23 protein-coding genes, 1 other RNA gene and 2 pseudogenes are annotated in these 25,738 nt (G+C 38.0%); 2 read left to right on the top strand and 24 right to left on the bottom strand.

Going from position 1 to position 25,738, the window contains the following annotated elements; all coding sequences use genetic code 11:
• Nucleotides 1-10: 10 nt before the first annotated feature.
• From ABRS97_RS24505 to ABRS97_RS24445, 13 genes are all read right to left on the bottom strand, one after another.
• Nucleotides 11-352: an HsdM family class I SAM-dependent methyltransferase gene (locus ABRS97_RS24505; protein ID WP_367818363.1), complete on the bottom strand. Its 342-nt coding sequence runs from the start codon at nt 350-352 to the stop codon at nt 11-13.
• 102 nt (nt 353-454) lie between these two features.
• Nucleotides 455-1,021 (bottom strand): HsdM family class I SAM-dependent methyltransferase, encoded by a 567-nt coding sequence (locus tag ABRS97_RS24500; RefSeq protein ID WP_367818362.1) that lies wholly within the window; start codon nt 1,019-1,021, stop codon nt 455-457.
• Nucleotides 1,022-2,258: 1,237 nt separating this feature from the next.
• On the bottom strand, nt 2,259-4,760 hold the full coding sequence (locus ABRS97_RS24495) for an FtsX-like permease family protein (protein ID WP_367818360.1): 2,502 nt from the start codon (nt 4,758-4,760) through the stop codon (nt 2,259-2,261).
• Nucleotides 4,761-5,513: an ABC transporter ATP-binding protein gene (locus ABRS97_RS24490; RefSeq protein WP_367818388.1), complete on the bottom strand. Its 753-nt coding sequence runs from the start codon at nt 5,511-5,513 to the stop codon at nt 4,761-4,763.
• Nucleotides 5,503-7,326 (bottom strand): ABC transporter ATP-binding protein, encoded by a 1,824-nt coding sequence (locus tag ABRS97_RS24485; protein WP_367818358.1) that lies wholly within the window; start codon nt 7,324-7,326, stop codon nt 5,503-5,505. The genes ABRS97_RS24490 and ABRS97_RS24485 overlap by 11 nt, the downstream gene beginning before the upstream one ends.
• Before the next feature lie 46 nt (nt 7,327-7,372).
• Nucleotides 7,373-7,870 (bottom strand): hypothetical protein, encoded by a 498-nt coding sequence (locus ABRS97_RS24480; RefSeq protein WP_367818356.1) that lies wholly within the window; start codon nt 7,868-7,870, stop codon nt 7,373-7,375.
• Between the two features lie 23 nt (nt 7,871-7,893).
• Nucleotides 7,894-8,466: a MauE/DoxX family redox-associated membrane protein gene (locus tag ABRS97_RS24475; RefSeq protein ID WP_367818355.1), complete on the bottom strand. Its 573-nt coding sequence runs from the start codon at nt 8,464-8,466 to the stop codon at nt 7,894-7,896.
• On the bottom strand, nt 8,445-8,870 hold the full coding sequence (locus tag ABRS97_RS24470) for a MauE/DoxX family redox-associated membrane protein (RefSeq protein ID WP_367818353.1): 426 nt from the start codon (nt 8,868-8,870) through the stop codon (nt 8,445-8,447). The genes ABRS97_RS24475 and ABRS97_RS24470 overlap by 22 nt, the downstream gene beginning before the upstream one ends.
• The gene (locus ABRS97_RS24465; protein WP_367818352.1) at nt 8,867-9,307 is read right to left on the bottom strand and encodes a hypothetical protein; all 441 of its coding nucleotides are present in this window, start codon (nt 9,305-9,307) and stop codon (nt 8,867-8,869) included. Before ABRS97_RS24465 ends, ABRS97_RS24470 begins: the two co-directional genes overlap by 4 nt.
• Before the next feature lie 143 nt (nt 9,308-9,450).
• Nucleotides 9,451-9,666 (bottom strand): hypothetical protein, encoded by a 216-nt coding sequence (locus ABRS97_RS24460; protein ID WP_367818350.1) that lies wholly within the window; start codon nt 9,664-9,666, stop codon nt 9,451-9,453.
• Nucleotides 9,667-9,709: 43 nt separating this feature from the next.
• Nucleotides 9,710-11,521, bottom strand: a complete 1,812-nt coding sequence (locus ABRS97_RS24455; protein ID WP_367818348.1) for an asparagine synthase-related protein — start codon at nt 11,519-11,521, stop codon at nt 9,710-9,712.
• Nucleotides 11,508-11,936, bottom strand: coding sequence for a lasso peptide biosynthesis B2 protein (locus ABRS97_RS24450; protein ID WP_367818347.1), 429 nt, complete (start codon nt 11,934-11,936; stop codon nt 11,508-11,510). Before ABRS97_RS24450 ends, ABRS97_RS24455 begins: the two co-directional genes overlap by 14 nt.
• 7 nt (nt 11,937-11,943) lie before the next feature.
• On the bottom strand, nt 11,944-12,207 hold the full coding sequence (locus ABRS97_RS24445; protein WP_367818345.1) for a PqqD family protein: 264 nt from the start codon (nt 12,205-12,207) through the stop codon (nt 11,944-11,946).
• A 1,127-nt stretch (nt 12,208-13,334) separates the two neighbouring features.
• Here ABRS97_RS24445 and ABRS97_RS24435 point away from each other — a divergent pair.
• Nucleotides 13,335-13,478: pseudogene (locus ABRS97_RS24435) on the top strand (hypothetical protein); the annotation flags it as partial.
• An 830-nt stretch (nt 13,479-14,308) separates the two neighbouring features.
• Here the strand turns inward: ABRS97_RS24435 and ABRS97_RS24430 are convergent.
• A pseudogene (locus ABRS97_RS24430) lies at nt 14,309-14,913 on the bottom strand (transposase); the annotation flags it as partial.
• 82 nt (nt 14,914-14,995) lie between these two features.
• On the opposite strand from ABRS97_RS24430, the gene ABRS97_RS24425 reads away from it, so the two are divergent.
• A complete protein-coding gene (locus ABRS97_RS24425; protein ID WP_367818387.1) occupies nt 14,996-15,298 on the top strand; it encodes a MerR family DNA-binding protein in 303 nt (100 codons plus the stop codon).
• 496 nt (nt 15,299-15,794) lie between these two features.
• Here ABRS97_RS24425 and ABRS97_RS24420 read toward each other — a convergent pair whose 3' ends face one another.
• The 10 genes from ABRS97_RS24420 to eno all read right to left on the bottom strand — a co-directional run bounded on the left by ABRS97_RS24420 (nt 15,795) and on the right by eno (nt 25,699).
• Entirely contained in the window at nt 15,795-17,201 is a 1,407-nt protein-coding gene (locus ABRS97_RS24420) for a hypothetical protein (RefSeq protein ID WP_367818342.1), read from the bottom strand.
• A gap of 5 nt (nt 17,202-17,206) precedes the next feature.
• Nucleotides 17,207-17,668 carry a DUF6932 family protein gene (locus ABRS97_RS24415; protein WP_367818340.1) on the bottom strand — a complete coding sequence of 154 codons (462 nt, stop codon included), beginning with the start codon at nt 17,666-17,668 and terminating at the stop codon, nt 17,207-17,209.
• Between the two features lie 79 nt (nt 17,669-17,747).
• Nucleotides 17,748-18,089 (bottom strand): helix-turn-helix domain-containing protein, encoded by a 342-nt coding sequence (locus ABRS97_RS24410; RefSeq protein WP_367818338.1) that lies wholly within the window; start codon nt 18,087-18,089, stop codon nt 17,748-17,750.
• A 244-nt stretch (nt 18,090-18,333) separates the two neighbouring features.
• Nucleotides 18,334-18,699, bottom strand: a transfer-messenger RNA (tmRNA) gene (gene ssrA / locus ABRS97_RS24405).
• A gap of 178 nt (nt 18,700-18,877) precedes the next feature.
• The gene (smpB, locus tag ABRS97_RS24400; protein ID WP_367818336.1) at nt 18,878-19,360 is read right to left on the bottom strand and encodes an SsrA-binding protein SmpB; all 483 of its coding nucleotides are present in this window, start codon (nt 19,358-19,360) and stop codon (nt 18,878-18,880) included.
• A 95-nt stretch (nt 19,361-19,455) separates the two neighbouring features.
• Complete coding sequence (gene rnr, locus ABRS97_RS24395) at nt 19,456-22,314, bottom strand: ribonuclease R (RefSeq protein ID WP_367818334.1); 2,859 nt, start codon at nt 22,312-22,314, stop codon at nt 19,456-19,458.
• A gap of 30 nt (nt 22,315-22,344) precedes the next feature.
• On the bottom strand, nt 22,345-23,148 hold the full coding sequence (locus tag ABRS97_RS24390) for an alpha/beta hydrolase (protein ID WP_367818332.1): 804 nt from the start codon (nt 23,146-23,148) through the stop codon (nt 22,345-22,347).
• A gap of 132 nt (nt 23,149-23,280) precedes the next feature.
• Entirely contained in the window at nt 23,281-23,517 is a 237-nt protein-coding gene (gene secG / locus ABRS97_RS24385; RefSeq protein ID WP_367818331.1) for a preprotein translocase subunit SecG, read from the bottom strand.
• An 87-nt stretch (nt 23,518-23,604) separates the two neighbouring features.
• Complete coding sequence (locus tag ABRS97_RS24380; protein ID WP_367818329.1) at nt 23,605-24,321, bottom strand: M50 family metallopeptidase; 717 nt, start codon at nt 24,319-24,321, stop codon at nt 23,605-23,607.
• Nucleotides 24,322-24,406: 85 nt separating this feature from the next.
• Nucleotides 24,407-25,699, bottom strand: coding sequence for a phosphopyruvate hydratase (gene eno / locus ABRS97_RS24375; protein WP_367818327.1), 1,293 nt, complete (start codon nt 25,697-25,699; stop codon nt 24,407-24,409).
• Between the last annotated feature and the right edge of the window lie 39 nt (nt 25,700-25,738).

Here is a 25,738-nt window from a genome sequence, read left to right as displayed (position 1 = left end):
ATTTCTTTTCTTATTCGAGGAGTAAATTCACAGTTTTATTGCCTAAGTTTTTTCTCAAAGGGCTCTTTAAGCTTATTGCATCAATGAGTTGTACCATCCCGCGACGGTGTGGTGCTTTTCTATTTGTTACTATCCAAATATAAGTTGCAATCCCGGTGTTATAGAACATATTTTCAGGCAGTGCAATAATGGCTTTAAGCCAATCATTTTCAGTGATATACCTGCGGAGATTACTTTCACCCTGACCTGCATCACCGGTGAATAAGGAAGAGCCGTTATGCACTTCTACAATCCGACTACCAAGCTCAGTGTTATGTTTCATTTTACTAATTTTATTAGCTAAAAACAGCAATTACCTATCACTTGAGCGGGGAATCATTTTAAAATCGGCTTCGCCATTATGAGTTACCACAAAGCGCGTGTCTGTGATATCACCTTTGCCACCTAAGCGTTCTTAATCTGTATTCCAACCTTTTCCGTGTGGAGGATTTGATAACATAAAATCAAAATTGGTCGTAGGAAATCCATCGTTAGAAAGAGTGGACCCGTATGCAACATTCTCTGCTTGCAAGCCTTCGCCTTTGAGCAACATATCCGCTTTTGTAATGGCGTACGTTTCGGGGTTTATCTCCTGCCCAAATAAATTAGTGGAGATCTCTTTGTTATGATCTGCCGCTAGTTGCTGCAATCTTTCTTCTGCAATAGTGAGCATTCCGCCAGTACCGCAAGCAGCATCATAAACGAGATATGAACCATCCGTAATCTTGTCAGCAATGGGTAAAAAAGCGATATCAGCCATAAGCTCAACGACATCACGAGGAGTAAAGTGTTCTCCTGCTTCTTCGTTGTTTTCTTCGTTGAATTTACGTATAAGCTCCTCAAATATTACTCCCATTGAGTAATTATCAAGTGCAGGGAGCTTTACATCTCCGTTATCATCCAGAACAGGCTCAGAGCTTAAGTTGACTGTCGGGCTTACAAACTTCTCTATAATTGCCCCAAAAATATCTGCTTCGATCATTGTGTCAATTTGGTTTCTAAATTTAAACTTTTCAAGTATTTCCTGAACATTAGGGGAGAAACCATCTAAGTATGCAAAAAGTCTGCCTTAAGCTGCTGCTTCGCTCTTGATTTGAGGTCTTTAAGCATAAAGGGGGATGAGTTGCAAAAAGCTTGACCCGCGACATTACAAAGGGCTGCTGTTTGATTTATTACACCAGCACTATCTAAGTTACCATTGTGGCAATCTTTTTCTTTAATCAATCATGCATTTTCTTGCCGGACCTCCAATCATGCATATGCTTGCCTAAGCGGCAAAATTATGACTGATTTTACAGAAAAACCCGCTCCAGGAGCGGGTTTCAAGATGGAGGTGAGGGGAGTCGAACCCCTGTTCTGACCTCTTAAGTTGGTTTTAAGATATGTTCATCAGTGCCGCGGCGCCTTATTTCATGCGGGTTGCGGGGCAATAACCTTGTTAAGTGATGTTAGTTGATTTTAGGTGAAATTAGTGTACTTTAAAGCTTTTGGCTACATCTTGACTATAAAAAAGCGGGGGGAGTTTAGGGGAAAGTATGGTAAAATTTATTTTGTTTCTAACTCTTATTTACCCAGTTACACTTAATTTCATTCACTACAGTTTATAACTTATGCATGAGCTTTTATTTTGTATATAAAGATCTTCCCTCTCTTGTTTCACCAGTTTCACTAGGTAAAACTGGGTAAAATATATCCTATCAGAGCTTTTGTAGAAATCACTCATTTTAGCATGTAATTCACATACCTTAGCTGTTAACTTTTCACTAACAGTCCGTCTATCTCTTTCAGGAGAACAATCTATATTCATTTGCTGATCAATTTCTCTATAATTCTGAAAACCGGTATTTTTTAAATATTCGACATTTAGAGAGGATTACCTCTATTATTTAACTTTAATACAAAACGCAGTTCTAGATGTGGTATTGAACTTAACAACATCTATCATCGAGTGGATACGATAACTTAATATAAGCATAATATCTAAATATTTAAACATAACTGTCCAAAATCATGACTATGGACAGATTGGAAGAGTTACAAGCTTTCCTAATTTCACACTGTATACTTTTTCATGCTTGATTGTGATCGAGGTGGTCATGATAGTTTTTTGACAAAGACTATTTTTAAGTCCTTAGGAAAGTTCAATGGACAAAGGAGCTGCATCGCTGCAACTCCTCCAGGATATAATACCTTTTCCTCAACATATCAAGGTCTAGGGATTATTTATTATCATTTGTTAATTCGTTAGCGATGTTAGTTTTAGTTAATTTATTCGCAAATGGGACAAAAACACAAGTAGTCATACCTAACATTAGCGTAATTATTTCAATCAGATTAGTAAAGTCGAATGATACGACTCCAGCTTGTGTATCAATTAAATTCATTGTAAACGTGAGAAGTATTCCAGATATCCCACCAAAAATAATACCAAATAATAAATAGAGTATGATTTGTGTAAAGATTATTGTTCTAACTCCATTTTTGCCTATATTCATAATCCTCAACACAGCAAGCTCTTTCCTCTTTGAATGAATATTGCTTATTAAAGTTTCAATTATACCAACCATTACACACAGCGTAATAACAAATATAAACACTCTGTAGATTGACCATCTTTGCTTAGAAATCTCTTGTGCATCCTTTAACGATTGTTCGAGACTATTCATGTTCAATTCAGGGTATTCTTTCTGTAATTTTTCTAACGCATGAAGAGTCTCTTCTGAATTTTTTGATTTAATAAAAGCCTTGTTAAATATTGTAAACTTATTGTTATACGTTTCATTACTCCAATCTAAAATGGCAGGTAATGAAGTCCCCGCTATCTTATCTACAAGATTAGCAACAACTACTTTTCCGGTTGGAATTACATTTTTAGTTTCAGACGAATATAATCCCAAACTGACTTCGTCGCCAATTTTAATATGATACTTCTGAGCATAATCATTAGTAAACACAACTTTATTTTTATCCCCCCCTAATAAAGACGGTAAGAGCCCTTCACGAGACATTTCTTCAAGATCCCCCAATATATAGTCAAAATTACTCTGCGAATTATCTTTTATTAGTACTGCCCTAGAAGGAGTACTTATTTCAGTTACACTTTCTATACTTTGAATTGATGTAATTGCTTTTTTTAATTCAATATGGTCTATTGTTGAATTGTAACCCAAGCGACTGGTTGCAAGAATATTTGTTGCATATTGTTTTTCCAAATATTGCACTGCATTATTGGATACAGTTTTTAGCGTTGCAGAACCAAAAATGGATATTATAATCATGATAGTAATGCTCATCATAACAAGAGTATTCTTTCGTACTTGAGGAATCACATTTTTGATTGCCACATATGAAATTCTACCAAATAGGAACTTAATTATAGGCAATAAAAAAATAAATATAGATGGCACGTATACTGGCATTAATAATGCCAAACTCAATATAAGTAAAATGGATGGAAATACGATAAAAAGGGCTCCCATTTTCTCATCCAGAAGAGTAGCCATTAAAGCAATAAAAATCACAACTAAACTTAAAAAAAACAAGAATTTTCCTATTTTCCTCCGAGTTTTCATTCTTGAAAAATCTAACTTTTCATTTTCTCTCCATATTCTTATTGGAAGCATTTTAGATATTCTATAAGATGGAACTAACATGAAAAATTCAATAATAATTATACAACCTAAAGTTAGTAGAACTGCATAAATAAAATTAAAACTGCTTTTGGGATTTTCACTGGAAAATAAACTACCTAACCATCCCTGCATAAGGTTGTGAAATAAGTAAGAAACAAGCAAGCCGCCTGCTGCCCCCATCAAATTAATAATGCTACTTTGAATAAAAGCTATTTCAAAAAGCTGCTTTGATGTGGCACCAAGAGTACGCAAAATTGCAAATTGATTCTTATACTTGTACAAAAACATATCAAAATTTGCAATTATCAAAAGAGATGTAACAATGAGCAACAATACAGATAAAATGATTAGGAATTTATTTAGAGAATTTAAATTGCTCTTTACAGACTCATCCTCCTTGGCAATGTCAATTCGCAAATCTGTGAACTGCTTACGGAATTGATTTGCTATAGTTAGAGGATCCAATTGGGGCTGAACCTTAATTAGAATAAAACTCGCATCTACAACCCTACCTGTTGTGTCGCTTATGATTTTTTTAACATTATTTCTGGACATGATAATAATATCAGGAACTACACCAGCTGCATCATAATCCTTAATTACTTCTTCAACGGTATACATTTTATTTTCTATCTCGACAGTATTTTTTTTTTTCAAATTTAATGTTTGCGCTAATCTTTCATTCACAATCAGTCCCGCATTTGAAATGTTATTTTGAAAATGGTACTTACTTTTTACTAGAGAATCATTCTCTACTCCCACCGTATATATTTCCGACATATTTAACTCACTTAATTTCACTCTTGTTACCAGTACATTGGAACTTTGCTCTATTCCATGATTTGAAGCAACAAAATCTAACAGGTCGTTATCAATTGCCTTGTTTTGATTTGCATTGTAGCCAACTGAAATATCCATATTTCCGTACGTGTTTACAACCTCTTTATGTAATGATTCCTTGGCATTAAATGCGAATAACATCATTGATGTAATTAGTGCCACAGAAATGGCTACACTAAAAATTGATGATACTGCAACAAATATGTTTTTTGTGAAGAACCGAAATGCTATTCCCCGTAAAGATTTCATCTATTTATTCTCCAGTATTTTTTTGAATTTTGTAATTATCTCATCTATATTATTAAGTTTTTGAGAACAATTATAATTATCAATTATTTTGCCGTCATGAAAAAATAATACTCTATCGGCATATGAGGCCACCATTGGATCATGGGTAACTAGAATAATACTCTGCTTCAACTTGTCCTTTGCTAACATTAATATCCTAAGAATTTCAACAGAAGTGTTATAATCTAAATTCCCCGTAGGTTCATCAGCTAGAACGATTGGCGGGTTTGTTACTAAGGCTCTTGCGATCGCAACCCGTTGTTGCTGGCCTCCTGACAATTGAACAGGCCTGTGCTTTTTCCATTTTGATAAACCCACAAGTTCAATAATTTCATCTACTCTGCTTGAATGAGAAATACCTTTTAGAATTAATGGCAGTTCAACGTTCTCCTCAACCGTTAAATCCTTTAATAAGTTATAATTTTGAAACACAAATCCAATTCGATTTGCTCTATACAATGATGCCCCCGGTTCTTCGAAGATATCTTTTTGAATAATACCATTAAGTCTTATTACCCCTTCATCTGGTTCATCGAGAGAACCAAGTATATTTAGTAACGTGCTTTTTCCCGACCCGCTTGTACCCATAATAGATAATATCTCACCAACATGAAGGTTTAAAGAGACTTTTTTTAGTGCATTTACCGTATTAGCCTCACTTTTAAACGTTTTTGATATGTTTTCAACAGAAAGTATTATTTCGCTAGCTTGCATCATTTAATTTCTCCTCCTTAATTTCATACCATTTTGATTGCGAAACATACATGCTATAGAACAAGCCTTTATTATTCATTAATAAATCGAAGTTTCCATCCTCAACAATCTTCCCTTTTTCCATTACAATGATTCTATCTGAATACTTCGTAGGACCAAGTCTGTGGGAGATTGTTATTGTCGTTTTATTCTCAGATAATTCTTTAAATAACTCAAATATATTTAACTCTGTAATTGGATCGAGTGCAGCTGTTGGTTCATCTAGTATTGTTAAATCTGAATCCCTAAAAAATCCTCTCGCAATAGCAATCCTCTGCCATTCACCACCAGATAATTCCATCCCATCTATCACTTCCTTAGTTAGGTAAGTTTCAAGTTGATCTTTAAAACCATTAACTTTTTCTAACATGTTAACTTTCCCCAAAATGTTATATAGATTATTATCATTCTCAATTTTATTAATATCACCAACACCAACATTTTCTCTAATACTATATTTATATTTAGTAAAGTCCTGAAACACACATGATATAAGCTTATAATAATCAGCTTTATTACACTGGTCTATACTCATACCATTAATATTTATTTCACCTGAAGTAGGTTTATAGAGGCCCAGTATACAATTCACTAAAGTTGTCTTTCCTGATCCGTTAAACCCAACAATTGAAATTTTTTCGCCTCTTTTAATAGTGAGATTAATATTATCTAAAGCAGTTGCATCTGAATAAGGATATTTAAAGCTAACATTTTCCAAAGAAATTTCCTCTATTATTTTAACATTTGAACTTGTTTCAACAACTATGTCATTAGTTTTATAATTTAATAACTTAACCAAAGTATTATTATATATTGCATTTTCAAATATGGTTCCAAGATTTCCCCCAATAGAAGCAAATATTCCTTGAACGGATGTTGCTGCACCAATCATTGCGACATAAGAACCAATAGATAAATTATTATCAAAAATCTGATTTACTAAAAGAAAAGAAACGCCTAAATTCGTTACTTGAAGAATTAATACTGCAAGTGATTTTGATTTTAGTTCCCAAAACGCAAGTTTAATATTTTGATCTTGTATTTTTAAAAATAATGTCGACCACTTTTGAATTAAGTAATCTTTTATTTGAAATATTCTTATTTCTTTGATTGTTTGAAGATTCATAAATAAATTTTCTGTAAATTGTATTTCCCTGTTATTTTGTAAGTTATCTTTATTCGTTTTATATCCTCGGGACTTTGATCTAAACACTAAAAACATTCCTGGAACAGTTGAAACAAACAATGCTAATGGCAACGACCAATGTATTGAATATAATATTCCGTAAATTCCAACTAATGAAACTAAAGAAGTTAGAATAACCACTATGCTGTTGAAAATCCCCAAAACATTACGTATCATTGCTTGATTAGAGAGATTTAACATATTGTAAAAATTTCCATCATTAAATAACTCTAACTCAACTGTCACTACTCTTTCAATAAATTTTTTTTTGACGACGTAGTTAAATTTATTTGAAATTTTTAAATATACATAATCAACTATATTACTTAGAATTGTTGATAGATATTGCACTGTAAAATGTAATATTAATAGCATTATTGAAATTTTAAAAAGGTGGGGATCATTATCAATTCCACTTATCGAATCTATAATATTTTTATTTATAAGTATAAGTGCAGGTGAAAATATTGAGGATCCAATAGATAATACACAAAAAAGGATCACACTTGTGGGTAGCTCTCTGTACACCATTTCCAATAAATGTAATTGAGTTTTTATAAATACAGATAGATTTTTATGGAATTTCACAAATACTCTCCTACAAATATATATTTTCTGCAATTAATTTTTCACTTTAACGATTAATTGATTCCATAACACTATCACTAGCAATATAGCCCTTATCAATAACTAAACCACTGTTATTTACTCTCAGATAAAATGGAAAGCTATTTAATTTAAATTCGTTTTGAATAACGTTAAGTTGTATAAAAATCATTCTATCTTTAAGTGGATGTGTTGATAAACTGATGTTATCTTCAGTATATGTTAGTATGATCATTATATCTTTTACTAAATCCAAATTAATTACTTTGAATGCATTTAAAACTTTCGTACATTCATTACATCCTGAGTCCAAAAAAACAAATACTCGAAAACTATCAAATACAGAGTTATTAAACTCATAACTATTCCTTTTAATATCCTCAAAATTCACTTCAGGAAACTGTACTCCAAGATCAAGACCATTTCTTACTTTCTTATATTTGTTGAGTTTATTGATAATTAAAAATAATGAGAACATATGAAATATTGATATAATACTTATAGCTAAAAATAATTGTACAGACACTGACATAGCCCTCGCCCCGAACTTTATTTAGTATATATAGTCTCAATAATAACTCTGAATAATAATAAAGTTATTGTCCAAAATAACGCAAACACAATTACATTAATATAAACAAACATTGTTGTACTAGTTAATGTATGCAAGCTGAAACTATTCCAAAATAATGATGGAACCAAACTAAAAAGCAATATAGTACTTTGTAGAAAACCACCATACCCTGTTTTTGATGGAAATAATTTGCCGAAGCAATAACAGCTTTCATGTTTATTTTCTATCATCGCTTTAAAATTTATTGCAATAAATATAATAATAAGTATTATTGCTATTGTCACAACAATCATATTGCTTCCAAAAATGATAATAATTAGTGCAATAATGATTTCAAGAAAAGGCAGGGTGGCTCCAATTAACCTACTATATCTAATAGTTAGAAATCCCACTTTCTCAAATGAATGAACTGTCTCTTTTAATGCCAAAAGTTTCGATACTCCAGATAAAATAAACAAAAAGCAAACAGCAAAACTAAATACAGAAGAAAATACCATATTATTAACAATCCTCCATTTAACAACACCTAGTTCAAATATCGTATCCATACTACGAAAATCATTAGTTGTATAAGTAGTAAAGACAAATTTTTCAACAGATTTCTGACAGTAACATGCCGGGGAAGATTTAGTGAAAAACAATTGCAATTAGCATCAATTACTTTATTAAAGTTAGAAATAATTACGATAAAATAAAATATCTGAATAAGTATACCCATTATTAAAGTGATATTTTGAAACATTGTGGTCAACAATAATAATGATAGTGCTAGTTCTAAAACAATTATTGTCGGTGTCGCAAAGAAAGATATTTTTTTATTAAACACTTTGAAATTACTGAAATTAACGAAAAATAAATATGGTTGCTTTATTTTCTTAATGCTGCTTTTAAGATAAATTAATCCAAGAACTACACACAAAATTTTTGAGCAGATAGTAATTGTTTGGATCATATCTCTACCTGCCTTGAATACCTAGTTATTTCCTTGATAATTTGCCGATCAGATAGATTTTCAAAAGATAGTACTCTTTTATATATCGACCCATTTACTAAAAATACAATCAGTGGGTATCTTTGTATTTGTAAATTACTTAGAAATTCAGTACTTTGAAAATCCAAATGATACTCACCGTCTCTAGTCAAGGAAACTATGTGACATCTAGATATTTTGATTAATTTCCTAATTATTTTTCTGTATAAATCAATTTCATTCAATAAGAATTGGCTATTGGTCACTACTAGAAATCCACTATAATTCCCCATATGCTCAAGAAACTTTTTCGGATCTATGGTTTGACGAAGATACTCATCATCTTTTTTTAATAGGAAATGCAAACGGAGCAGTACAATTAATAATACAGTACAAATAATAACCAAAAGTATTCCCATAAGCTTCTCTCCTATTTTTTAGTTGAAATTAGCACAAATTTTTAAAGACCCTTTTCAGGGTCTATGGCTACTCGGTAGAACAGTATTACACTATTTATGGGGGAGTATTGTTTATTATTAGAATTATTACTGAATTACATTACTTAACAAGCATCGCCGAACGTGCTGCATTTCGTTGTATATTGACATTGATAGTGATCCATCCCACCCCAATGCCCGATGTATACCATATCTCGTCTTTGAGTTTCATACGATCCAGTTCTGTCAAACGTAAAGCCTTCACTGCCCCAATCGCATTCACCTTTAATTACATTCTCACTTCTTCCATAATCTAGCATAGATGGTTTGACATATTTCATAGATAAAATCCTCCCTATTTTCCCCAAAAATAGTGTAATAATCTTAAACCGATATAATTTTAGTATAGATTGAATACCACATTTCAATTGAAAATAGCGTCCAAAACCCTTCCTTTACATCTAGTCCATTCCTCCATTTAAGCAACTCTTCTCGCCATTTTTCTTCTGTTATCAGATTCATCTTTGTAATAATCCGAGGTTGGCTTAACTCACTAAATATTTGTGGCCAATTGTTCCGCATATTTTTATAAAAATATGCTACATGAGTTGTTTTATTTTCTCTTGTTGTTATTCTCTCTGTAAGTAGGTCTCTCATTGATTTCCTGAGTATATTTTTCTTAGTCTCCAGTGAATAACAAAGTTCTCCTGGAATTTTATAGATGAACTCTACTAACCGTTTATCTAAATACGGATGCTTAATATCCGCTCCATTAATAGCTCCTAAAACCCTGTCGGTATACAAATGAGATTTTGCACTTGAAATTTGAAAGTAAAGATTTTTTTGGTGGTAGTACTTTATGCCTTTCATTCTATTATGCATCTCCGTATAATACTTATTGGTGTCCTCAAACATATACATACTCACAACTTTAGGATTTAGAGCGTATGTCTTTAAATTTTGAATTGCAGAGTTATTCATCCTAATTGACCATTTGGTCATGTATTCTAAGAGTAAACTAACTTGAAACTTTCTTAACATGTCCCTTGCTACATACAACGATCCAGTTAATAAATGGTCCCCTGCATACCCGCTAAGGATGTTATCCATACCTCTATTAACAGATTCTTTTACTAGGGTACTTGTGAAATTATAGGTAATAGAATTCACATTCGGTTCGTATGAAAATGGAATATTTTTATTGAATCCATTAAACATTGAGACTTCATCACAGTTCACAAAGTTACCAGTATCATTATATTGATCTAACAATTCGAGAATATATTCACTTTCATCACATTCTTTTAATTTTTCAAATATTGCACTTACCGATGAGACAATATACTCATTTTTTATATTTTCTGTATTTTTGGACAATGCATATATTGATGTCGAATCCAATCCACCACTTAACATAATAGCGTTACTATTTCCTTTCACTAATCTGTCTTTAACCGCAATATTTAGTATTTCTCTAAACTCTTCCATATACTCATTTTCGTTCTTATATCTAATTACGTCAGTAACATTTGCTAAATCCCAATATTTAGATAAACTTCGAACCCCATCTTTAATCTGTAAGATACAACCACTTGGCACTCTATTAACATTTCGGTATGGAGTATTTACAGAATCAATAATTCCATTCCCATAATAAAATTCTTTGAAATAATCGTTATTCAGTAAATTCATGTTAATGAAATCTTTCATTAAGAAGATATCACTCGCAATAATATATTCCCCATTTTTTTCCATCCAAAATAATGTCTTAATACCTAAAGGATCCCTTACTAAAAATGTTGTTCCACTCGATTTATCTTGAAGAACAAATGAAAATTCTCCAATTAATTCACTAAATATTTTAAATCCAAAAATTTCATAAAGCGTTGCCACTAATTCTTCACTACTTATTTGTATTGATATCTCGCTTGATAATCTAAATTTTTCAATTAGTTGCTTTTTGTTATGTATATCCACCTCTCCAACAATTGCAACTTCATTATTTACAATTGAGTTCCCTGAAATCTCTTTGTTACAAGCAATGTAATATTCAAATCCGTCTTGAGTATTCTCTTTTGCAGTGGAAGTTTTAATCCCGTACTCATATAAAATTCGATTATTAATATCAAATTTTTTATTTTTATTTCTTAGTTCTTTAATTGATAAAAAAACAGTAAACCACTTAATAATAACCACCCTCTCTTATAACACTTGTGCGCAGAATAATATTGTATTTTTTTGTATTTTCATCGTCACAAAATACATTTTTTTCATTAATTTGAAGCCATGCATGCGCTTCAAACGGGAACTTTCTAATTCCAATCACTATTTCTACTGGGAGTGAGTATTTCTTCCTGAGTATCTTAAACCCTAGAAAAGATTTCTGTATGCAATCTGCTTTTCTGGGATACCAAGCACAAACAATATCGATCAAATTAAATAGTTCAAATATTTCCTTTGCTGTATTAGATATTGCTTCTGGGTTTCTCTCTATTGCCTTTAAAGTATACTTTTTAGAATATTTCTTAAAAACTTTGTTAAATCCATCGCGTGATAACTCAAAATCGAAAATAATCATCATTATATATATTTTAAAAAACTTCATGATCATATTAAATTTATACACTTGTTGTAATTACCTCAGCTTTCATTAGATCATTAAGCAATTCATCCAAATCAGTTTCAATTATATGTCTATCTACTTCAAACTCATTAGAAATTTTATCAATTACTTTTGAAATTTCATTACTCTCCACGATCAACTTCCAGATGACCGTCCCCATTTTATCTAATGAATAGAACTTATTCCTAGCCATATTCACCAAGATAATTTCTTCGTCCTCTTCATGCACAATGACATCTTTGTTTAAATAAACCTTCATTTTATACACCCCATATAGTTCGGTAACCACTCTTTATTATTAAATATATATTGACAAAGCGAGATAAAAAATGTAAAATCAAATAAACCGATATACTGAAATAAACCTATTTTCGGAAAATTCGGCCCATAACACTACTAATTGCGCCCGCAAAGCATACATTAGTAGTGTTTTTTATTTTTCATTTACTAGCTCAATATAAACATTACCATTTTTTTCATATTAACACAATACTTTTTTGGTAATTTATGTATATTTCAATAATACTTAAGGTTGTACCTCAATTTGCTACTGATTCTTCCCCCAATAAATGATTCCTAAATAAATTCTTGACTCCTGCAAAATCTTCTTCCCCTTGCCAAAAGAGCAGACGGTAATGTAATGGGTATTGAGGAATTATGCGTCTACCTTTAATTATACTTATACATTATGGTACAAGAGAATTTTTCCTTTTTGTCCGTAGCGAATAAGAAGTATATCATCGTTAGCTAATTATCCAATCATTTCCTTTAAAGATCTACTATTTACAATACTACTAAATAAAAAGAATATTTAAAATAGCCAATTCTATCGAAGTATGTCGAATACACTTAATTTCCAGTCAAATCGTTACAAATCGCTGGTGTATAACTGATATCTATAATACTGAGATGAGAATGAAGTTAGAAGGAATGACAAAACGCCAGATTTCTGAAGAACATGGGATTGAAGATCATGACCGTGTTAAGATCTGGATGCGTAAGTATAAGCAATTTGGTAAGTACGGGCTTATGGATAATAGAGGAAGACGAACGACGTGAAGTGTACATGGACGAAGACAGGCATCATCAAAAGCTTACTCGGGAGAATGAGATACTAAAAAAGTGCTTAGAAATCTTGACACAGAAGGTACAAATAGAAGCAGGTTAAGGTCGTAGAACAGATGGCACCTGGTTATACAGTGCATAGAATTTGCGAGGTATGCAAGTATCTAGAGCTGCCATTATTTGTATTTACATGCATCTCAACTTGACCGTGATCGAATAACCAATGAGCGAATACAAGCTATCTATGATTTAGGTAAGGGGATACACGGGTATCGTAGGATTTAAATGGAACTAGAACGTCTATAATGTGAACTTGTTAACAATAAGCGAGTATATCGACTCATGAAAGAAAATGGCCTCAGAGCCAACATTAGACATAAAAGATTCTATCCTACTACTCATCAAGTCGCCGTTTCCGATGGACACGTTGCAGACAACCTATTAAACCGTGACTTTTACGGCTAAAAAGCCAAACCAGAAATGGGTGACTGGTATTACACAATACCGCGTATTGGAGCAAAGAATATACCTATCCACCATTAAAGATTTGTTTAACACAGAAATTATCGCCTACCATATAAGTTTCAACAACGATAATCCGTTGGCAAAAGCTGCTGACAATGATGTTCCGAAGGCGGATGTGTACGAATTATTTAAATCTGTTATACGACACCTCTTCAACCTTGTGACTGCGGCCCCTCGCATGAATTCCTATCTATCCCCCTTTTGTTCTTTCGGCTCTTTTATTATCAAATCCCATCTTTAATAACGAACTTCTGAAGCAAATTGTGTACGCTAGATACCAAGGTAGACTTATTTAATAAATGATGGTTTCAATCCGTTACTTTTCCACTCACGACTTTTATGTATTCTTTGTCTATTTATTCATTTCGCTACTCCCACTATAAATTAATGTTTTCTTTCATTCACTCCTGTTTTCTTATGTTTTCAACTTCGACTTTCTTAAGAGATGGAGATATCTTGTTGAAATGACATATTTTCCAGAAGAAGCCGGCGGCGGGAATAGAGGTTGGAACCTATTTCCAATATGTGGATACTTCCTTATGATCGCACCTTGGATATCCACACCATTCCCCCTGGCGGTTTACCCTCCCATGTCACACTGGGTCTAAGCCCCTCACATTCCTTCGTTCTACCTTTCAAGGGGTGGACGCCGCTTCTTGCTCCTTTACTAGGTCGTTGCCCTTATGGATTAAAATCTGCGGCTGCTCCGTGCTTCTGTTGTCGTTGTTAAAGCCTAAGCCTTCGGTTAAAGAAATAGCTTGAAGTTTGTATTATGCAGCCATCTGAAGCTGGGACTGGCGTTTCGGCCCTAAAACATCAGTTGCGTTATAACGAATACGCTTTGTGCCTAACGTATGGAGTACCCGAATAAGTTTTCCACACAGTGCTACGATGGATTGTTTCTTTTTGAGCGGATTCTGATTGCGTTTTGTGTAATAGTGGTGCAACGCTTTAAACTCAGCGTTCTTAGCCACCATCGGCAGCACTGCACGGAAGAGCAGCGCTCGAAGCCGGGAGCGTCCGCGTTTGGTGATCGTCGACTTGCCTTTCTTCTTGCCGGAGCTGTTCCTTTGAGATTAAAGCCTGCAAGCCTTATGATTTGCTGACCATGGTCGTATCCCTGCAGATCACCTACCTCAGCAAGAAATCCCGCCAGTGTAACGATGCCAATTACAGGAACGGTTAACATTTCTTCCGTTCCAGGGATTTGCTGCAAAAGTTGTTCCACTTGAGCCATCATCTCTTCGATCTGACGGGCAAACAGCTCGTATTACTCTAGCAAAGTCTTTAACTCTATTTTGGTGGCTGTTAATCCCTCTTTCATGCCGATCGAACTGCGATCGACTTGAACCAACTTCTCTGCACGTTTCATGCCCTACGAAAAAATTGGCTTACCTCCTTAAGCCGACTGCAAAACAAGCGGACACAGAACGTACAGTAAACATCAATTGAAAGGCATGGTTTTTTTAACGAGACTCAAAGCAACCGGAATGACACTGGAAGAAATAAAGCTTTTCCGTAAGCTTTACGAAATGGGTGAAGCCTCACTCCCTCAGAGAGTCTCCACTCTAATCGAACACAAGAATAGAATTCAAAAAGAGATTGACAGATTACTGGAGACACAAAGGATGATTGATTACAAAATCGTTAATTATAAAGAGGTCCTTGTAAATCCGGATTTAAACAAAAAATGGATATCCCCATTTGCCGATGAGAGCTTTCTTATTGAACTCTTCTGCCCTTTAATCAACGGCTGCTAGTCTAATATTTTATTTTTCGGTCTAATACTTTATTTTCTTTGGACATTAATAACATTGTACTTGGCTCCTATTTTAGGATATCGAAAACATCAAGGCTAAATACCCACACATCACGAAGAACAAAGCAGCTGCAAACGAACAGATTGGCTTCTGTTTTCTCCACGCCCAGAATAAACCACCTATTAGTACAATTACCCCAACGACTGCAAGACATACACTTACCGCATTCGGGAGAATTTGCAAGTCTCCTCCTTTTCTCACATCGTGACCACTTATATACGAAAACCATGGTACCGGCGGGCCATCATCAAGAATTGCTTTTAAATTCCCATGGGGAGGCTCTTGCTGCCCCGTGAATGCGGTAACTACGAGCAGTAAAACAATAACAGTGCTTCTAGAGCAAAAAAGATGAAGCCACTCTATTATGGAGTAGCTTCATCTTTTTTTAGATTAATCTGTTACAAACAAATTGAATTTAAGTGGTTTTTCTAACTATCTATTCAAACAGTGCGTTCACTATAAATTCCCGATCAAGCGGTTCATTAATGTTACCTAACAATAATTTATCTTCAAGGATATTTCTTACAACAGAAAATGTGTCATCCGGATTTTGAAGATTCTGGGCTGTCCCCCACCAGTTTCCACCTTTTGTAGAAGCATCATATGCTACAAGATTAGCTAATGAACTAAGATCAATTTTATTAAGTGCCGCTACTCTAATAACGGAATTCTTTAAATTAGCTATTGATTTACCTGCGATTGAATAGCATTGATCAAGAAGTTCTTGACTCTTCCCATCAAAAATGACATCGATTGCAAATTTATTAGCATCCAACTCTTCTTGCTCATCGTTAGTTCGTAATAATGTTTCTGAAATATCCACAACGTCTCTTTCTAATGAGTCTGGTTCTTGTGTTGCATGCCAATACTCGTGAAGTAAATCAAACAACCATTTTGCACTAGAGTTAATTTGTTGCTTAAGCACAATTACATTATTTCCGCTAAATCTCCAGCAAGCGCCATGAAAACCACCTTTTATTTTTAAAGGAATTATGGGAATTCCCAGGTCCCAAATATGGTTTACGCAGGATTCAAGGTTGAATTCCCCATATTTAGTTAGGATGTCTTTTTTAAATTGTACTGGATCCGTTGTTAATAATAATTGAGGAGCCTCAATTGTATTTGAAACAATTCTAGCGATATGAGAAGCATACGACGTGTACGTGTAAACGAGCTCAGTTTTAGCTCCTTTAGGAACTTTGTATCGAACGGAAACTAATTGGTTAGAATTCATTATCCCACCAAATAAAATAGTATCCGATTGATCTCCAAACACTCTTTTTATCACCGTATATAATTTAAGATACCCATCAGTCAAATTATAATTTTCCTTTAACTCTTGAGGCAGTAAACTCACATATAATGATTTAATATTCTTTTTTAAATTAGTTACAATTCGTGCATATTTATTTGATAAAAATTGGATTAACGATTCTGGAACTTCTATTTTCAAGATCCCAACCATACTCGCAATTAGTCTTGGATCAGTATCCGAAAATAAATTTTCTTCATGCTCCATTAATTCTGATTCACTTACCCCTAATAAACTCGCCATTTCATTTTCTGTTATGCCTTTTGCAATTCTATAATTAATTAAAAGCTTTGGAAGATCTGTTGCTTGATTAGCATTTAACGCTGAAACTTCTCCACTTTTCAGCAAAATATACTGTTGGATTTGCATTTGTAAGTTTTCAATTTCACCCTCAACTGCAGTTCGGTATATTGCCTGTTTTTTAGTTGAAAGTTGGCGTATAGTATCATCATTTTCTAGATTTAAGAGCGTTAATTTAAATTGTTCCAATTGCTCGTTTGTTATTTCTAACTCGAAGTCATTTTTTATCATTTTTCTCACCTCAATTCTATTTGTATTATCCCTTTCTGACACTTGGTTTTTTTATCGGTCTGGAAAAAATCAAGATAAACAGTTCCGTTAGGTGCAGCCTTCACAGATGCCGGGAAAAACTCACCCTCAAAATATTTCTTCTGAATAGCTCTTCCCTGAATAGATGCATCCAATAACCTTTCATCGATTGCATCCTCATTGACCTCATCTAAATCATAAAGAGCATCAAAGTCTCCCGGTATTTTCTTATTAGTCACAAAACTGCCATCAACATAAATTTTTGTACACCCTGCATCTTTAAAACACTTTATTGCTCTTTCTAGTCCATTTAATTGAGTTCTTCTTGTATGATTAATACCATATTTATCCTTAAAATCTTCCCATGTTGTGACGTGAATTCCAGGAGGAAGAAGTCCATTAGATGAAAAGTCTGGTATTTGTTTAGTAATTATTTTATTATCAGCCATATTTTATCTCCACTTTAATAAATGGGTTCCTATAATAGTTCTATTTTACTATATGGGACTAATTAAACAATACTCTTCACTAACCATTTTTTGAATATCTCTTTAACTTCATTTCCAAAAAATTGATTAATTCTTCTTTTGTTTCTGTTTGTAGCTGGCGAAAACCATAGATAAGTTTTGATTCATCATTATCTAATATAAACGAGGATACTTCATTTACCTGATCATTAATAAATCCATTAAAATCTAGATAATAATTTTTACACAATATAATAATCGTTTCAAGTGAGGGATTTAGTTTACCTGATTCTATCTCACTTAAGTTTCCCTGCGAAATATTCAACATTTTCGCAAACTGAATTTGAGTAAAATTATGCAACTTTCTTATGTGTTTAATTTGCTCCCCTAAGTTTTTAAGCATTAAGTTCGTCAACTCCAATTATAGCTTACAAATAAACATTACATAAAATTTTGGAATGAATATGCTCTACACCTGCAAAGTCTAACAATCCTGGATCAATAAACAAAAAAGATTGCCGCGGGGCAATCCTTTTCGTTTACAATCATGCATATTTTCGCCGGACCTTCAATCATGCATATCCTTACCAATGCGGCAGAATTATGACTGATTTTACATTAATGACTTATGGGACACCCTCTTTAGCATATGGAGGTGAGGGGAGTCGAACCCCTGTCCGAAAATATCGCCACACAGGCATCTACGGGTGTAGTCACAGTTTTGATGTCACCCGAGCATCGCCCCGTAACCGGCTATGCGTTGGGTCAGCCTGATTGTCTTCCTACGTTCGACCCCAGGCGGAGACCAAACGTCGTATCCCACTATAGTTGAGCCCCTATCCCAGTCACATGGGCGATGCTGAGGAGGAGCACGCTAACAGGTTATTAAGCTGCTAAAGCGTAGTTGTTTTGTGTTTTGCCATTTAATAGGCTTTAGCGTTGTTATAGTGGACGCGTCCCCACTACCCGCAACCCGCGCTCGAACTATCCCCGTCGAATCCAAAAACACCCCCGAATTGTCTTCAACTCCGTCTGTAAGACGAAGGAAGATAAAAGGCATTACTTAGATCAAGGATCGAGCTAATCAGTTGCTTATTCGTTGCTGCTAAATTAGTATACCACAGGTGCATGAAAAGTGAACGACTATGTTCATGGAAGCTTAGGGGCTGCCTACCAGATCTGCCACTTCGTTTATCTGGCGACCTTCTGCTTCTCGCGCAAAGCACGCTGAATATCGCGCTGTGCATCCCGCTTCGCGGCGGTTTCACGTTTGTCGTATTGCTTCTTCCCTTTACCTATACCAAGCAATAATTTAGCGTAGCCATTACGAATATACACTTTCAAAGGAACTAGCGTGTATCCTTCTTGTTTGGCTTGCCCTAACATTTTAGCGATCTGTACCTTTTTCAAAAGCAGTTTGCGCGCTCTTGTAGGATCGGTCGGGTTGCTGCGATTTCCTTGCTCGAACGGACTAATATGCATATTATGCACAAAAGCCTCCCCGTTACGAATGGTGGAAAAGCTATCGCCCAGATTCGCCCTGCCCGCTCGCAAGGATTTGATCTCCGTGCCGGTCAGGACAATTCCGCACTCATACGTTTCTTCAATAAAGTAGTCATGCGACGCCTTCTTGTTCTGGGCGAGCACTTTGCCGTCGGCCTTTTTCGTTGCCACGTGAGATCCTCCTCCCGCACGTGCGTGCTGGTAAATCTAGCTACAATGTGCAACCTATTGTAGCAAGTTCGTGGCGGAAATGCAAGAAGCGGCGACTAAGTCCGCCGCTTCTTGCTGCCGCCACTTCCGCCGTCATCGCTCCGACGGCGACCGCCCTTGGCGAGCGCGTTCACGCCGCTCGCCCAATCACTGCCACCCGCAGCAGGCGATCCGCCTTCGCCACGCTTGCCTCCAGTTCTCGCACCAAAGCCTTCGCTTTGACCTGCCGAGTTTCCACCATCGGCTCTTGCACCGAAGCCCCCGCTTTGGCCTGCGGCACCTCCGCCGCCCTTGCCACGCTTACGCCCGCCTCTCGCGCCGAAGCCTCCGTTTTGGCCTGCGGCGCCGCCGCCTTCGCCACGACCACCTCTGCGACTTCCTTTTTTACCGCTTTCTTGGCCAGCGCCATCTGCGTCAGCGTTCGAGCTCCTGCCTTCGGTCCGCCCAGCACCGACAGCCTCCAATCGAGCGCTCAGATTGTCGCCTTTGAACCGCCCTCTCTCTTCCGCTGTTCTCGAAGCACTGCCGCCTCTGCCCTTCCCACGCTCTTCAGTTGCCCTCGCAGCACTATTGCCTCTGCCACTGCTTGCGCCGTTCCCGCCACCGGTTTTGCCGCCAGCCTTCCCTTTACCGCCAAAGCCACCCTTACCGGGTTTGCCGGATCCGCCGGCTTTTCCGCCACGACTGGCACCGCCATTACGACCGCGATCTCCACCGCCTGTGCCTTTGAACCCTTGCATATTCCCTTTTCTTGCAAAGTTCGGTTTGCTGCTGCGCGCCTTCATATCAACCATTTCAAAATCAATCGTACGCTCATCCATATTTACACGGGCAACGCGAACTTTGGCTTCATCACCAATGCGATATATTTTGGACGTACGCTCGCCAATTAAAGCATGCTGCATCTCGTGATAGTGGTAATAGTCATCGGTTAGATCGCTAAGGCGGATCAAGCCCTCAACCGTATTATCCAGCTCCACGAAAATACCAAAGTTCGTTACGCTGGATATGATGCCTTCAAATTCCTCGCCGACTTTATCTAGCATATACTCGGCCTTCTTCAGAGCTTCAGTCTCACGCTCTGCGTCAACCGCAACACGTTCACGCTCCGAAGATTGACGTGCAATATCATCCATCCGCGACGCAAGATATTCTGTACGCTTATCCGTCAACGAGCCGCTTTCCAGCACTTCGCGAATGACGCGGTGAATGATCAAATCCGGATAACGTCTGATCGGTGACGTAAAGTGAGAATAGAATTCAGCCGCCAGTCCAAAATGGCCCAAGCTTTGCGCATCGTAACGAGCCTGCTTCATCGAACGAAGCATCACTTTGCTGACGACCGTTTCTTCTGGCGTCCCCTTAATTTCTTCCAATAAGGTTTGCAAAGCACGAGGATGAACCGTGTTCCCTTTTCCACGCACCGTATATCCGAAATTCGTAATGAACTCCATGAAATGCATCAGCTTCTCGGCATCGGGGTCCTCATGGATCCGGTACAGGAACGGAACCTTCATCCAATGGAAATGCTCGGCAACGGTTTCATTCGCAGCTAGCATGAACTCTTCGATCATCATTTCAGCGACTGAACGCTCTCTTTTTACAATGTCCGTAGCCTTGCCTTCAGGATCGACAATAATTTTGGACTCCTCAAAGTCAAAATCAATCGCTCCCCGCTTCATCCGTCTGCCGCGCAGCCGTTTAGACAAGTCTTCCATCATCTTAAAGTCGTCCATCAAATAGGCATACCGTTCCACAAGCTCCGGCTCCGCTTCGCCTGTCAACAGCTTTCGCACATTCGTGTACGTCATCCGCTCGCTAGTCCGAATCACACTTGTAAATATATCATGCCTGACCACATTCAATTGCTCATCAAATTCCATCTCGCAGGACATTGTCAGCCGATCCACACGCGGATTCAACGAACAGATCCCGTTCGAAAGGCGGTGTGGCAACATAGGAATCACACGATCCGTCAAATAAACCGAGCAGCCGCGGTTATACGCTTCCTGATCTAACGCAGAGCCTTCCCGCACATAGTAGCTCACATCGGCAATATGAACGCCCAGCACATAGTTGCCATTCTCTAGCAGCTCTACATTGACCGCATCATCCAAGTCCTTAGCATCCTCACCATCGATGGTGACAATTCTTTTATCCCTGAGATCCCGTCGTCCCTGATCCTTGATCTCATCCTCTGTGATGGAATCAGGAGCCGCTTCCGCCTCCAGCACAACTTCCTCCTGGAATGCTTCCGGCAGCTGGAATTTACGTACAATCGCTAAAATATCAACGCCTGGGTCATCCTTATGGCCCAAGATTTCAATGACTTCCCCTTCCGCAGCCGCACGCCCTTCTGGATAGTTAACGAGCTTGACCACGACTTTCTGACCCGTCACCGCACCCATGAAAGCATGCTGAGGAATGAAAATATCCCGCGAAACCCGCTTATCATCCGGGATCACGAACGCATAGGTTTCCTGGCTTTGGAAAATACCAACAATCTGTGTATTGGCTCGGGTAACAACCCGCACAACCTCGCCTTCCATCCGGCCGCCGCCCTGGCTCTTGGAGGTAATCCTTACGAGAATGATATCTCCGTTCATCGCCGTATTCATATCATTCGCATTAATATACACATCCGGGTGCTCTCGATCATCAGGAATCAGAAACCCGAACCCTTTGGCATGCGCCTGCAGCTTGCCTCGCAGTAAGTTCATCCGCTCCGGCACGCCGTAGCGATCGTTGCGTGTGCGCAGAATAAGACCTTCCTGCTCCAAGCCATTCAATATTTTCAGGAAATCTTTGAAATCCATCGCATTCCCAATATTAAAATGCTTTTCAAGCTCCTGGTACGTCATCGGCTTATAAGCCGTTTCTTGCATAAAATTTAGTACTTCTTTCGTTGTTGTCATCCAATCTTCACCTTCTTGTTGTTGTTGAGCCTAGCTTCTATCCGCCGCTGTTGCCGATTCCCTTATCCGATAGTCTTCCACCTTAAGGGACTGGATAAACAACGAAATATCCGCGTAGATTTGCTCTCTCTCGTGATCCAGCAGCAGCCCATGCGACGACTGCGGATAATAATGAATTTCTTTCACTTCGGACCGAGTCTGTTGATGTAGAAATGCAGCACTTTCCTGCCGTACAACGGCGTCCCTCGTTCCTTGTCCGATCCAAATTGGAGCCTCTACTTGAGGCAGAAGACTTTTCACTTGCTTTAATAGTTTACGCAAACTAACGACACAGCGAATCGGCGTTTTGGTATAAGCACATGACTCATCTAACAAAGTGGGGATTTGTTTGGGTTTCTTTTCCAAATACTCGATAAAATGCTGCAGCAACGACGCCAGCACGATCTTTCTCGTTGCCAGAAATATTGGCGTAGCGAGCGATATGACGCCAGTAACATGACGTTCCACCGCTAACTTCAAGGCTAAAAGACCGCCCATCGAGTGTCCCATAACAACGACGCTTTTGCACACCGCGGCAAGCGAGTCGTGGCTCTCCAGCACATGCCCATACCAATCCGTCCATCCGGTTCGTATCATTTCTTCAGGGGTTGTCCCATGTCCGGGGAGTCTTACCGCATTAACGGTATATCCTTCATCCTGCAATTCATATCCAATTCGTCTGAATTCCGAAGGCGAGCCTGTGAATCCATGAACCATCAGAATGCCCATCTCACGGTTCGTTCCGCTGCCTTGCCAAAAGAAAGGGTCTGTCGACTTATATACTCTCTTTTCCATGGCGTCCATCTCCTACCTAGGCTGCAACTGTAACATGCGCGAAGCAATGTCAGTTACCAACCACGTGAATGGCTGTATAAAATGAAAAAACAGCAGGAGTATAGTTCCCCTGCTGCTATCGTTTTATGTGTGTTAGCCCTTCACTACGTATGCTACGACAATTGAAAGAATGAAAAATGCAGCAGCAAGCCCCATTGTTGCACGGGACAGCAATAATTCCAAACCGCGCGCTTTTTGCTTACCGAATAGATGTTCAGCACCGCCAGAAATCGCACCGGACAAGCCTGCGCTTTTACCTTTTTGCAGCAGTACAATCGCAATCAATCCGAGCGAAGCTATGATCAACAAAATTTTCATAAAGATTACCATGTGAGCACCCCAATTGCCTGAACTTTGCCTATACAACTAGCATGAGTATTTTAACACAGTTTGTCCCAAAAAACAAGATAACTCCTGCTACTCCCGATAAGAGGAAGCTGGCGTTTGAGACTTGGAAGCTCTTGCCCCCTTCTTCCGCCCCAGAAAAGCTTGAACGGCCTGCTTAGCGCACCATAACGCGAACAACGTGAAAATAGCCGCCCACACAATTGCAGGAACGCCGGTTTGCAGTGCCAGATTCGTTGCGTCCCCCGCGCTGCGGGAGCTTTGTATCGCATATATCATCAAAGAAAATGGTCCGAATACGGATTCTTCCAAGCAGATGAACGCAATCAGCAGATAATAAAAGTCACGCAACCATTTCGGGGTCAGAGCCAGCACAATAATCGTCAAGACAATAAATCCGATAAGCCAAGTCACGCCGAACATATTGCGTACGAAAAGTATAAGGGAAAGAACGGCTAATACCGTCATAACCTGAAGTCCGATTCTCTGCTGTCCTCTGGCATAGGCCGAGAAGAGGAACCAAGCGAATGAGGATGCTGTGAAATAACCCGCTAAAGATACAGGCAGAATCGCCCAAGACTTCGCCATGGATGAGTAAGTCACGCCACTATGGTTAGCGTAGAGCTCGATATACATCACTTTACCCGATAGTGCCAGCGTCATAACGGCATGACCAAACTCATGAACCATCGTATCGAGATTCCGGAAAAATGAGGAGGGGATCAGCGGCATGTGAGTAAGCACAGCTGAACCTATTATAAATAAAATAGTTTTCAACCAGTTGCTCATAGCCGCGAATCCCCTCTCGGTCGTGTATTTAATTTATCGGAGAGACTTTGAACTCCGTCCAAAGATCCCTATGTCGTGCAGAAGCTTACTTGAAGTTTCTCAAGTTGTAGAACGCTTTTTTACCAGCGTATTGAGCTACAGAGTGAAGCTCGTCTTCGATGCGAAGCAATTGGTTGTACTTCGCTACGCGGTCTGTACGGGATGGAGCACCTGTTTTGATTTGACCAGCATTCGTAGCAACAGCGATGTCAGCGATTGTGCTGTCTTCGCTCTCACCGGAACGGTGGGAAATAACCGCTGTGTAACCAGCGCGTTTAGCCATTTCAATTGCATCGAAAGTTTCAGTCAGTGTACCAATTTGGTTCACTTTAACCAAGATGGAGTTACCGATGTTTTGCTCGATACCTGTGGAAAGACGCTCTGTGTTCGTAACGAACAAATCGTCACCAACCAGTTGAACTTTGCTGCCCAATTTCTCAGTAAGCAATTTCCAACCTTCCCAATCGTCTTCGGAACAGCCGTCTTCCACTGTGATGATTGGGTATTTATCAACCCATGCAGCAAGGAAGTCAACCCACTCAGCGGATGTGAAGGATTTGCCTTCGCCTTCCAACACGTATTTGCCATCTTTGAAGAATTCTGTGGAAGCAACGTCCATACCCAAGAATACGTCAACACCTGGTTTGTAACCGGCTTTTTCGATAGCTGTAAGGATGGTAGTGATGGCTTCTTCGTTGGATGTGAAGTTAGGAGCGAATCCGCCTTCGTCGCCAACTGCTGTGTTCAAGCCTTTATCTTTCAGAACGGATTTCAAGCTGTGGAAGATTTCTGCGCCAATGCGAAGAGCTTCTTTAAACGTAGGTGCTCCAACTGGCAGAACCATGAACTCTTGAACGTCAACGTTGTTGTCCGCATGCGCGCCGCCGTTAATGATGTTCATCATTGGAACTGGAAGAGTTTTCGCGTTGAATCCGCCCAGGTATACATACAAAGGAACATCCAATGCGTCAGCCGCTGCACGAGCAACAGCCATGGATACAGCAAGAATAGCGTTAGCGCCTAATTTTGCTTTGTTAGGCGTACCGTCAAGCTCGATCATTTTGTTGTCGATGCCGACTTGATCAAGAGCGTCTAATCCAATGATTTCTGGAGCGATAATTTCGTTCACGTTGTCAACGGCTTTCAGAACGCCTTTGCCAAGGTAACGGCCTTTGTCACCATCACGAAGCTCAACAGCTTCGTATGCGCCTGTGGAAGCGCCTGAAGGGACGATTGCACGGCCGAAAGCGCCGGATTCCAGGTATACTTCTACCTCTACAGTCGGGTTACCGCGGGAGTCTAGAACTTCGCGTGCGTAAACATCAGAAATAATAGTCATTGTTAGAAAACACTCCTTTTATAATATGTGGTTCGAATA

The organism is Paenibacillus tabacirhizosphaerae (assembly GCF_040812395.1).
In the GTDB taxonomy this organism is placed as follows: domain Bacteria; phylum Bacillota; class Bacilli; order Paenibacillales; family NBRC-103111; genus Paenibacillus_E.
The sequence above is the reverse complement of the archived record's forward strand: the minus strand, read 5'-3'. Positions and strand labels throughout refer to the sequence as shown.